This is a genomic window from Kitasatospora sp. NPDC047058 (genome assembly GCF_040643935.1).
Classification (GTDB): domain Bacteria; phylum Actinomycetota; class Actinomycetes; order Streptomycetales; family Streptomycetaceae; genus Kitasatospora.
The window spans coordinates 1-10,109 of record NZ_JBEYVJ010000269.1; the positions used below are offsets into that span (position 1 = coordinate 1).

Consider the following 10,109-nt stretch of genomic DNA (forward strand, 5'->3'; position numbering starts at 1 on the left):
AGTAGGACGCCGCCTTCGCCACTGAAGACCTTGCGCATGTCCCGGGCAGCGGCGAGGTCCTCGGCCCCACCCCCGACCTCGCCGGCGAGGACCTGGACGGCACCCCGCAGAGCCTCGCAGCCCTGCGCGGCCACGTCGTGGTGCTCAACATCTGGGGCTCCTGGTGCGGCCCCTGCCGCGCCGAGGCCGACGGCCTCCAGCGCGTCCACGCCGAGACCGAGGCCCAGGGCGTGCGGTTCCTCGGCATCGACACCAGGGACCCGCAGCCCGGCCCCGCCCGCACCTTCGTCCGCGACCACGGCCTCACCTACCCCAGCCTGTTCGACCCCAAGGGCGCCCTGGTCCGCACCCTCCCGCCGCAGACCGTCAACGTCCAGGCCCTGCCGGCCACCCTGGTCATCGACCGCGCGGGCCGGATCGCCGCCGCCGTCGCCGCCCCGGTGACGCCCGGACAACTGCGGGCCCTCCTCGACCCGGTCACCGCGGAGGACGCCGCCCCATGACCCCGACCACCGCACCGGTCCAGCTGGCCCTGGACCCCGGAGCCACCCTCGCCCACGGCACCCTGCTGCTCGCCGTCCCGGTGGCCGTCGCCGGCGGCCTGATCTCCTTCTTCTCGCCCTGCGTCCTGCCCCTGGTGCCCGGCTACCTCAGCTACGTCACCGGGTTCTCCGCCGCCGACCTCGCCGACGCCACCGCCCGCCGGCGCGGCCGGATGCTCGCCGGATCGCTGCTGTTCGTCCTCGGCTTCAGCGCGGTCTTCGTCTCCGGCGGTGCCCTGTTCGGGTATTTCGGCAACACCCTCCAGGACCACCGCGAGACCATCACCACCGTGCTCGGCCTGTTCACCGTCGCCATGGGCCTGGCCTTCCTCGGCGTCATGCCCGGCCTCACCCAGCGGGAACTGCGCACCCACCGCAGACCCGTCGTCGGACTGGCCGGCGCACCGCTGCTCGGCTTCGTCTTCGGCCTCGGCTGGACCCCGTGCATCGGCCCCACCCTCGGCGCCGTCCAGGCCCTCGCCTGGAACCAGGCCAGCGCCGGCCGCGGTGCCCTGCTGATGACCGCCTACTGCCTCGGCCTCGGACTCCCGTTCGTCCTCGCCGCCCTGGCCTTCCGGCGCGCCCTCGGCGCCTTCGCCCGGGTCAAGCGGCACTACGCCCTGGTGACGCGGATCGGCGGCGGCCTCCTGGTCATCGTCGGCCTGCTGCTGGTCACCGGCCTGTGGGACCAGGTCGTCGGCCACCTCCAGCAGTGGGCCGTGGACGGCTGAGCCGCCTTCCCCCACTCCTGCGGGCGGCCTGCCGCCTTCAGGTCCGCTCGAAGCCGTGGGTGCGGCCGATGACCTCGAAACCGCGCCGCTCGTACCAGTGCCGCGGCCAGTCCTCGGCATCGGCGGTCAGGAAGCACGTGCCGCAGCCGGCGTCGGCCGCCCGGCGCAGGGCGGTGGCCAGGACGGCGTCGGCGTGTCCGCGGCGCTGGTGGGCCTCGGCGGTCATCACGTCCTCGATCTGGGCGATGCCGAGCGCGGGTTCGAGGTAGAGGTCGGCCCAGGCGGCCACCTCGCCGTCCTCCGCCCGCGATCCGAGGAACCGCACGGTCCCGGCCCCGCGCCGGCGCGTCTCGCGCCGGTCGACCAGCAGCCGGATCACGTCCTCGCCGGCCTCCGGCAGCAGGGTGCGCCAGCTCGCGGCGAGGGGTCCGCGGACGGCTTCGAGGTCGACGTCCTCGACCGGGCGGCCACCGCCGGCCGGCGCCGGGCCGGTGTGCAGCATCACCAGGTAGGTGTGGTGCAGGTACCCGGCCGCCAGGAACGGCCCGGCGCACGCGTCGCCGAAGTCACCGTCGAGGACGGAGACGATGCGGAACGGGCGGTCGCCCATCGCCGTGTCCACCAGAGCGGGCAGCGCGGCCGGGTCGACGCCGCGGCGGTCGACGACGACCTGGTTGTGCGACCACGATCCGGCGAAAAGGTCGTCGAACACCGCGAAACCACACGGGAGTTCGGTGGTGCGCCCGGCCTGCCGGCGTGCGAAACCGGCAAGGAAGGCGGTGATCCGCTGCACCTCGGAATCCGACATGGGCGTCAGCGTAGGACCGCGCCGGCCCGGACGCACCCGGATATCGGCCACCCGGGGAACGGCGGGCGAGCGAACGGCGGGCGAGCGAACGGAGGGCGGCGGCCGCCGGCGTCACGGGCGCTCGACGGCCGCCGCCCCCGGGTCAGTTCTCCTCGAAGAGCAGGTCCTCCACCGGGTGGGTGAGCCGGACGGTCTGCCCGTCGGTGATCTCCATGATCCTCTGCAGGCCGTGGAACTTCTTGCCCCGGATCGTGAACACGTCGTCGGCGCCGGCGAGGAACGCGGGGAGGCAGTCCAGTGCGTTGTTGCCGAGGTCGAAGTAGTCCTTGAGCCGCCGGAACAGCTTGGGGAGGATCACCACCTCGTCGGTGATCGAGTGCATTCCGGTGATCTTCGCGCCGTTGATGGTCGCGTCGAGCGGCCAGAGCCCGCTGGCCGGGGCCGGGGCGGCCTGGACCTGGTGGACGAGGTCGGTCAGGACGCCGCGCAGGTCGCCGGGGAACCCCTGGTAGAAGGTCGGGTACACCAGGCCCTTCGCCAGCAGGTGGTGGTTGGCGGTCCGCTGCAGCAGCTTGTCGTCGACCCTGATCTCGTAGCCGCTCGCCCCCGGGGAGCGGCCGCGGCCCACCAGGGCCACACAGCGGCCCCGGCTGTCGCCGCCGCGGGTGAGGATGTAGCCGGGCACGCTGTCGGGCGTCACGCTGACGGTCTCGTCGTCGTGGCGCTGGATGTCCACGAAGCCGAGCCAGTCGAGCAGCTCGTCGGCGGCGGCGTGGGCGTAGGTCTGCGGCTGGTGCTCGTCGTGCTCGTTGGCGCCGGGGTAGTGGGTCTCCAGGGCGTCGATGGCCTCCAGCCGCACGTTGATGTGGCCGTCGGCGCTGGGTTGGAGGGGGCGCCCGCCCTGGACGAGCTTCCACTCGCCCACGTAGTCGGGAATGAATCCGATGGTGTCGCCGTCCGGCTGGGCCTTGGCGGAGATGTGGAACAGGCCCTTGATCAACAGCATCGACATGGGTGACTCCCTGATGGCCTAACGGGGTCGCCGGGTGGGACGGGATGGGGCGGTGCCGCGGACGTCCGGGCCGGCACGTGGGGAGCGCTCGGCGGCCCCGGGAGCGCTCGGTGGCCCCGGCGTCACGTTCGGGGCACTCTCTCGTGCATATTCGTGCACGTCCCAGGCCCTCGCAACCGGGCCGGAACGCGGACGCGGTGCCCGCCCGGCGAACCGGACGGGCACCGCGTCAGTGCGTCACCGCACGCGTCACATGCAGGCGCGCGAGGACCAGTGGCTGCACCAGAGCGACTCGACGATGGACTCGGACTCCTCGTGCAGGCCCTGGAGGTCGAGGATGAAGGCCATGACACACCTCTTTCGGTTTCCCGGTCGGCACCGCTGCCCGGGCGGGAGCGGTGGTGGTGCTGTGCGGTGGTGCTGTGCTCACCCCCGCGGTGCTGTTCACCGCGGTGGTGCTGTGCTCACCGCGGCGACGGAGTGCCGCGGTGGTCCAGGAGGGGAAGGGCGGTGGTGCCCTTCCCGGTCGACGCCGCGTGGAGCGCCAGGAGGACGCCGGCCGAGCCGGTGGCCAGGTCGGTGGAGAGCCGGTAGAGCTGCCGGCCGGGCACGGCGGCCCGGTCCTGGTGGCGGACCAGGTGCCAGGCGAGCCGGTCGACCTGCGGCTGCAGCTGCGGGTGGCCGGCCGCGGCGAGGGAGCAGATCAGGCCGGCCCGGCCCTCGAAGAGACCGGGCATCAGGAAGAACTCGGCCGCGCAGGCCCGGTCCAGCTGTCCGGCGGCCTCGGCGAGCCGGGGGTCCGCGCGGTGCCGGAGCAGCGCACGGACGGCGATCGCCGCACCGGCCGAGCCCGAACCGAGGTACGCGGTGGACTGGTTGTCCTGGGTGAGGAGCAGCCCCTTCTCGTCCAGCCGGGAGCTCGCCAGGTCGCGGGCCACGGCTCCCCCGGCCAGGTCCAGCCAGCGCGGATCTCCGGTGTGCTCGTGCAGCCGGACCAGGAAGAGCGCCACCCCCGAGCCGCCGTGCAGCAGCCCGACCCTGCCCCTGCCCAGCGGCGGGCCACCGGGCGCGGCGAACTCCTCGCCGATGGCGAGCGCCTCCTCCGCGAGGCCCGGGTCGGCGTGACGGTCGGCGAAGTGCAGCAGGTTGAGGCCGATGCCGGCCAGGCCGCCGGCCAGGTCCGCGCCGAAGACGCCGAGCCGGCGCCGGTGCCGGGTGAGTTCGCGGGCGCGGGCGAGGACGTCGAGGGCCTCCTCCGCGCGGCCGGCCCGGTCGAGTGCGAGGGCGGCGCCGTGCAGGCCGTCGTAGAGGCCGGGGCGGACCACCTTCTCGTCGCGGGCGGCCCGCAGCAGCCAGTCGACGTGTTCCCCGGGCACCGGATAGCCGGTGACGGCGAGGGCGTGGATCACCCCCGAGGCGCCGTGGGCGAGGTCGACGCCGGCCCGGTCGAACTGTTCCGGGTCCCCCGGGTAGAGGCGGTCGGTGCGCTCCGGGGTGGCGGCGGCGAGGATGCCCTCCGCGAGTTCGTCCATCACGCGGCGCCGGTCGGCGGGGGTTGGCGGGACGGCAGGTGTCCGGCCGGTACCCGCACCCGTGCCGGAACCCGCAGTGGCGCTCGCAGTGGCGCGCACGCTCGCCGTGGAGCCGGGCGGGAGGGCGCCGCCGGTGGCCGCGGACAGGTCGCGCACCAGGTCCGCGGCCCAGCCCGCGGGCAGTCCGAAGCGGTCGGCGGCGGCCTCGGCGAGCTGGGCGGCCTTCGCGGAGTCCAGCTCGATGAGGAAGGTGAGCGGGAGGAAGAGGAAGAGCCGCATGCACGCGAGCGCGTAGTCGTCGACCGACCGGCCGGTGCGCGCGGCCGGGGAGATGAAGCCGGGTGCACCGAACCCGGGCGGGGTGCCGCCGTCGAGGTCGAAGGCGAGCTCGAAGTCGACCAGGGCCAGCCGCCCGTCCGGCCGGACCATCACGTTGCCCGGGTGCAGGTCGCCGAAGGCGACGCCGTGCTCGTGCAGGGTGCGCAGCATCGAGGTCAGCTGCTCGGCGAAGTCCAGGGCCGTCGCCGTGTACTCGGCGAGTGCGGCGGCGTCCGGCTCGGCCCGCAGCAGTGGGTGGCGGCCGGCGAAGAGGTAGCGCTCCAGCTTCTCGCCCTCGATGAACTCCTCGACCAGGTACTCGTGTTCCCACACCTTCAGGTGCTCGAAGAGCTGCGGTACGAAGTCGAGCCCGGCGAGCCGGCGCAGCATGTCGGCCTCGCGGTGCAGGCGTCGGACGGCGTCCGCGCCGTGCTGGTCGAGGCCGGCCAGCGGGCGCGCCTCCCGCAGGACGAGCACCCGGCCGTCGCGGCGGCCCCGCGCCTTGTAGACGCCGCCGCCGTTGGAGAAGTGGAGGGCCCGCTCGATGTCGTACGGGAAGTCCTCGGGGGTGTCCTGATGGCCGCGGGCGGCGATCTGCTCGGCGAGGAAGCCGGGGACCTCCACCCAGGCGGGGACGGAGAACACCGGCCGGCGCAGGTCGGGGACGAGCGTGCCGGTGGCGTCGCGCAGGGCGGAGACGGTGCGGCCCTGCTCGTCCAGGCAGTACAGCTGGCGGAAGGCGCCGTAGCGCAGGTAGAGCAGGCTGTCGCGCCAGCGCAGGTCGCTGAGGATGTACGGGCCCTGCCGGCCGGCGAGCAGCGGGGTCAGGCCGTCGAGCAGGCGGCGCAGTTCGTCGTGGTCGCACGGATAGAGGGTCAGCAGTTTTCCGCTGGAGCCGCGCGGGGCGTACTTCGAGTTCGCTTTGAGCACGATTTCCCGGCCGGCCAGGAATTTCGCACTGATCCGCTCGGCGCGGCAGAATTCGAGGACGGTCCCGATGATTTCGGGGGCCTCGTCGAGGCTGCCGGAGACGTGGACCTTCCAGCCCTGGTCCGGCAGTGTGGTGCCCTCCGGGTGGAGGTAGACCCAGACGGTGTCCCGGCTGCGTTCCCACCCGGCGGGCACCGGCCCGGTGGCGGGCGGGTACAGGCCGGCCGCGCTCTCGTCGGCGCCGGGCCGGTCGTAGAAGACCGGGTCCGCCTCACAGAACTGCCCGTAGTCCGCTGGCCGCATCCCGGGGATCCCCCTCGCATTCGCACGCATTCCCGACGGCCCGCGCGGGTTTTGCCCGGCCGTTTTGTCACGCCGCCGGGCGGTCGGCCCGGCGGTGGCACAGGTATATCCGGCATCCGGAGAACGGCTCAAGGCTTGCGGGGACAATAACGGCGTGTTAAGCGGCGCCACCCGCGGGGAATTCCGCCCGAATTGACAGTGTTCCACGTCGGCCGAAAACCGGTGAACCGCCGGGGCCGGTCCGCACGTGGCCGGCGGCCGCGAGCGCGCCGCTCCGTGCCTGGCGGGGCCGGGCACGGACGGGAAACGGCTCCCCCGCACCGTACGGGAGCGGGGCGGGGGCGGGCCGGTGTCCTGTTCCGGCCGCACGCGGTGCAGGTGTTTCGGCCATACCGGCCGGCGGGTCGCCGGGAGTCCGGGGACCGGTGCGCGGAGGCAAGGGCCGTTGCCCGAGCGGGCAACCGTGCCCGCAGAGCCCGGGGAGGGCGAGCAGCGCCCGACGGCCGCGGCGGGGACAGGGCGAGGCGGGACGGCGCGCGGCAGGCTCGGGGCGGTGGCGAACCGCAGCCGGGCCGCCCTGGTGCGCCGGACGAGGGCGCGCGCTCGTCCGGCGGGCGGCCGGGCGACGGCCCCGGGCGGCGGTCAGCCCCGGGTGCGGCGGTGCACGAGGTCCCTGAGCTCCGCCGGGAGGGCGTCGGCGGCCGACAGGCCCGGGAGCAGGTGCGGTTCGAGGGTCATGGCCCGGAAGGCGAGGGCGATGGTGACGTCGTGGCCGGGCCGGTGGACGAGGTCGATGCGGTCGCCGGCGCGGATGTCGCCCGGTTCGACGACGCGGAGGTAGGCGCCGGGCAGAGCAGCCTGGGTGAACCGCTTGATCCAGCCGTCGCGGTCGAGCCAGCCCTGGAAGGTGCCGCACGGGATGCGCGGGCACGAGACCTCCAGGACGACCTCCGGGCCGATGCGCCACCGCTCGCCGATCAGGGCGCCGTTGACGTCGACGCCGAGGGTGGTGAGGTTCTCCCCGAAGACCCCGTCGGGGAGCGGGCGGCCGAGCTCGGCCTGCCATCCGTCGAGGTCCTCGCGGGCGTAGGCGTAGACGGCCTGGTCCGTGCCGCCGTGGTGCTTGACGTCGTAGACGCGGTCCCCCGCGAGGCCGACCTCGCCGGTGCCCTTGGGGCCGGGGGCGGAGACGGCGACCGGGCCGTCGGCCGGCTGCTTGTCGATGCCGGTCGTGCCGCTCTCCTTCCACGGGTTCGGCCGGGGCCTGCCGATGTTGACGGAGAGCAGCTTCATGGGGGCCACGGTACGGACGGCCGCCCGCCGGGGCCACCGGGTTTCCGGCTGCGCGCCGGGCCCGGGAACCCGGGCCGCCCCGGGGCCCCGGATGCCGGGCGGTCCGCCGCCGTCAGAGCGGGAGGACCATGCCCTCCTCGGCGGCGAGGACCTCGCCGCCGAAGGTGCTCCGGGCGTCGGCGATCGAGCGTGCGCGGTCGCTGCCGGGCCAGAAGTGGGTGAGGAGCAGGCGTCCGGCCCCGGCCCGAGCCGCCCACGTCCCGGCGTCGACGGCGCTCATCAGGTACGGGTCGCCGCCGTCGTCGGGCCGGTCGCCCTGGAGGGTGGCTCCGGCGATGAACAGGTCGGCTCCGGCGGCCAGCCGGGCGAGGGCCGGGTCCGGTCCGGCGTCGCCGCTGTAGGCGAGGGTCAGGCCCGGGGCGGTCAGCCGCACTCCGGCGTGCGGCACGTGGTGCGGCAGCGGCTCCGCGTCCAGCCGGAACGGGCCGACCCGGTGGCCGGACGGGACGGTCTGCAGGTCGACCACGTCGAACACGTCGAGTAGGTCCTCGGTCGGTTCCATCGCCTGGACCCGACCGGTCACCCCGGGGGTGCAGTACAGCGGGATCCGGGGGCCGCGTTCCGGCGCGAAGTAGCGGACACGGCAGAGCGCGCTGAGGTCGGCGCAGTGGTCGGGGTGCTCATGGGTGATCACCACCGCGTCCACGTCCCCGCCGGGGCGGTGTTCCAGCAGCCGCGGGAGCGTCGCGTAGCCCAGGTCCAGCACCAGGCGGAACCCGTCGTACTCCAGCAGGAAGCCGCTGGCGCCCCGCCCGGCCTCGGGCCAGGCCCCGCACGTTCCCAGTACCGTCAGTCGGCGCACCCGCCGATGCTCTCACGGGTGCCGCCGCGGCCGGGCCCGGTTTTCCGAGAGGCCGTCAGGCCGGGGCGGCCGCGTAGGCGTCGGCGAGGGCGGCGGCCAGTGCGTCGACGAGCGGGTCGGCGAACGGGTCGGGCGCGGCGGCGCGGCGGGCGGCGACGATGCGGCTCGGCGGGTGGCCGTCGGCGGGGACGAAGGCGAGTCCGGGGCGGGCGTGCCGCCGTGCGGCGCCGGCGGGGAGCAGACCGACCGCACCCTCCCAGAGGACGGCGTGCAGGCACTCCTCGACGGACGCGACGACCGGGCCGCGGACGTCGCCGGATGCGTCGCCGGGCCCATCGGCGGGTCCGTCGCCGGATCCGTCGCCGGACGCCTCCCCGGACGCGTCCCCGGGCGACGCTGCGAGCCAGTAGGCGCGCCACCGGGCGTCCGTGCCCGCCGGCAGGCGGAAGCGCGGCCGTCCGGCCAGCTCGCCGACGTGCAGGCGCGGGCGGCCCGCCAGCGGATCGTCCGCGGGGAGGACCGCGACCACCGGTTCGGTACCGAGCGGGCGGACCGTCAGGCCCTCGGTGTCGAAGGGCAGCCGGGTCAGGGCGAGGTCCGCCCTGCCCTCGCGCAGGCCCGCCGTCGGGTCGGTGATCGGCGCCTCGCGCAGGCGCACCCGGACCGCCGGGTGCTCGCGGCGCAGGGCGGACAGGACCGCCGGGCCGACGTCCAGGCCCGCGCCGGCCACCGTGCCCAGGACCAGGACCCGGCCGGCCTCCGCACCGCGGACCCGTTCGCGGGCGCGTTCGGCGCGCTCCAGCAGGTCCCGGGCCTCGGCCAGCAGGACCTCGCCGGCCGGGGTGAGCCGCGCGCCGGTGGGGATCCGGTCGAACAGGCGGCAGCCGAGGTCGGCCTCCAGCTCGCGGATCCGGCGGCTGAGCGGCGGCTGGGCGAGGTGCAGGCGGGCCGCGGCCCGTCCGAAGTGCCCCTCCTCGGCCACGGCGACGAAACAGCGCAACGCCCGCAGGTCCATGACCGGCCACGATACCCGGAACGGAACCGCCCCTCCGAAAACGGTCCTGGACGTGCCCGCGGCACCGGCGGTGAGGTGGTGCCAGGCGCCAGCCACGGTCCCGCCGCCCACCCACCGAACGAGGAGAACGCCCGTGTACCAGCACCCCGACGACCTGCACCGCGCCCGGACGGTCGGCCGCGGCGCACCGGCGGAGTTCGCCGCCTGGCTCGCCTTCCAGGAGGCGGTGGACCGGGAGGACGGGGCGGTGCCGCGCCGCTACCGCGAGCTGATCTCGGTGGCCGTCGCGCTCGTCACGCAGTGCTCCTACTGCCTGGACGTGCACACCGCCGCCGCCCGTCGGCACGGCGTGACCGCCGAGGAGCTCGCCGAGACCGCGTTCGTGACCGCCGCCGTCCGCGCGGGCGGCACGCTCGCGCACGCGCTGCTCGCCGACCGCCTCTTCGAGCAGCACGGACACGGCGGACACGCCTGACGGACGCCGCCGGGCCCCGTCCGCTCCGGGTGCAGCGGGGTGCGGGCCGGGGCCATGCTGGGAGAGGGAGCACCGAGCAGGGCAGGGTGATCCGGATGACCGGGACCAGCAGGCCGCGGCGGCGGTCGGGCATCGCCGCCGCGGCCGTGGTGGCGTTAACCGTCCTGGGCGGGCCGGCCGCCGCCCTCGCGGGGCCCGCGGCCGCCGCCGGGGCCGGGGACCCACCCGGTGACGGACGGCTGGTGGTCTCCTACACGCCGGGCCGAACGGACACGGACCGTCAGGTCG

Annotated in this window: 8 protein-coding genes and 2 pseudogenes; 4 read left to right on the forward strand and 6 right to left on the reverse strand. The window is 75.3% G+C overall.

Going from position 1 to position 10,109, the window contains the following annotated elements:
• Positions 1–77: 77 nt before the first annotated feature.
• Positions 78–503 (forward strand): annotated as a pseudogene (locus tag ABZ885_RS29070) (TlpA disulfide reductase family protein); the annotation flags it as partial.
• Positions 500–1,273, forward strand: a complete 774-nt coding sequence (locus tag ABZ885_RS29075) for a cytochrome c biogenesis CcdA family protein (RefSeq protein WP_360194835.1) — start codon at positions 500–502, stop codon at positions 1,271–1,273. The pseudogene ABZ885_RS29070 and the gene ABZ885_RS29075, both read left to right, overlap by 4 nt.
• Positions 1,274–1,310: 37 nt before the next feature.
• Here the strand turns inward: ABZ885_RS29075 and ABZ885_RS29080 are convergent, their stop codons facing one another.
• From ABZ885_RS29080 to ABZ885_RS29105, 6 genes are all read right to left on the reverse strand, one after another.
• A complete protein-coding gene (locus tag ABZ885_RS29080) occupies positions 1,311–2,081 on the reverse strand; it encodes a GNAT family N-acetyltransferase (RefSeq protein ID WP_360194838.1) in 771 nt (256 codons plus the stop codon).
• A 142-nt stretch (positions 2,082–2,223) separates the two neighbouring features.
• Positions 2,224–3,093 carry a nuclease gene (locus ABZ885_RS29085; RefSeq protein WP_360194841.1) on the reverse strand — a complete coding sequence of 290 codons (870 nt, stop codon included), beginning with the start codon at positions 3,091–3,093 and terminating at the stop codon, positions 2,224–2,226.
• A 464-nt stretch (positions 3,094–3,557) separates the two neighbouring features.
• The gene (gene lanKC, locus ABZ885_RS29090) at positions 3,558–6,176 is read right to left on the reverse strand and encodes a class III lanthionine synthetase LanKC (RefSeq protein ID WP_360194844.1); all 2,619 of its coding nucleotides are present in this window, start codon (positions 6,174–6,176) and stop codon (positions 3,558–3,560) included.
• A 642-nt stretch (positions 6,177–6,818) separates the two neighbouring features.
• The gene (locus ABZ885_RS29095) at positions 6,819–7,469 is read right to left on the reverse strand and encodes an MOSC domain-containing protein (RefSeq protein WP_360194846.1); all 651 of its coding nucleotides are present in this window, start codon (positions 7,467–7,469) and stop codon (positions 6,819–6,821) included.
• Between the two features lie 112 nt (positions 7,470–7,581).
• The gene (locus tag ABZ885_RS29100; protein WP_360194849.1) at positions 7,582–8,331 is read right to left on the reverse strand and encodes an MBL fold metallo-hydrolase; all 750 of its coding nucleotides are present in this window, start codon (positions 8,329–8,331) and stop codon (positions 7,582–7,584) included.
• A gap of 55 nt (positions 8,332–8,386) precedes the next feature.
• Positions 8,387–9,346: a LysR substrate-binding domain-containing protein gene (locus tag ABZ885_RS29105; protein WP_360194852.1), complete on the reverse strand. Its 960-nt coding sequence runs from the start codon at positions 9,344–9,346 to the stop codon at positions 8,387–8,389.
• 133 nt (positions 9,347–9,479) lie between these two features.
• On the opposite strand from ABZ885_RS29105, the gene ABZ885_RS29110 reads away from it, so the two are divergent.
• Together ABZ885_RS29110 and ABZ885_RS29115 are read left to right on the forward strand one after the other, a co-directional pair.
• Positions 9,480–9,821, forward strand: a complete 342-nt coding sequence (locus ABZ885_RS29110; RefSeq protein WP_360194855.1) for a carboxymuconolactone decarboxylase family protein — start codon at positions 9,480–9,482, stop codon at positions 9,819–9,821.
• A gap of 95 nt (positions 9,822–9,916) precedes the next feature.
• Positions 9,917–10,109 (forward strand): annotated as a pseudogene (locus ABZ885_RS29115) (hypothetical protein); the annotation flags it as partial.

Excerpts from the sequence above, each read along its gene's own strand:
- ABZ885_RS29075 (WP_360194835.1), top strand. The coding sequence starts at position 500 with ATGACCCCGACCACCGCACCGGTCCAGCTGGCCCTGGACCCCGGAGCC.
- ABZ885_RS29080 (WP_360194838.1), bottom strand. The coding sequence starts at position 2,081 with ATGTCGGATTCCGAGGTGCAGCGGATCACCGCCTTCCTTGCCGGTTTC.
- ABZ885_RS29085 (WP_360194841.1), bottom strand. The coding sequence starts at position 3,093 with ATGTCGATGCTGTTGATCAAGGGCCTGTTCCACATCTCCGCCAAGGCC.
- lanKC (WP_360194844.1), bottom strand. The coding sequence starts at position 6,176 with ATGCGGCCAGCGGACTACGGGCAGTTCTGTGAGGCGGACCCGGTCTTC.
- ABZ885_RS29095 (WP_360194846.1), bottom strand. The coding sequence starts at position 7,469 with ATGAAGCTGCTCTCCGTCAACATCGGCAGGCCCCGGCCGAACCCGTGG.
- ABZ885_RS29105 (WP_360194852.1), bottom strand. The coding sequence starts at position 9,346 with ATGGACCTGCGGGCGTTGCGCTGTTTCGTCGCCGTGGCCGAGGAGGGG.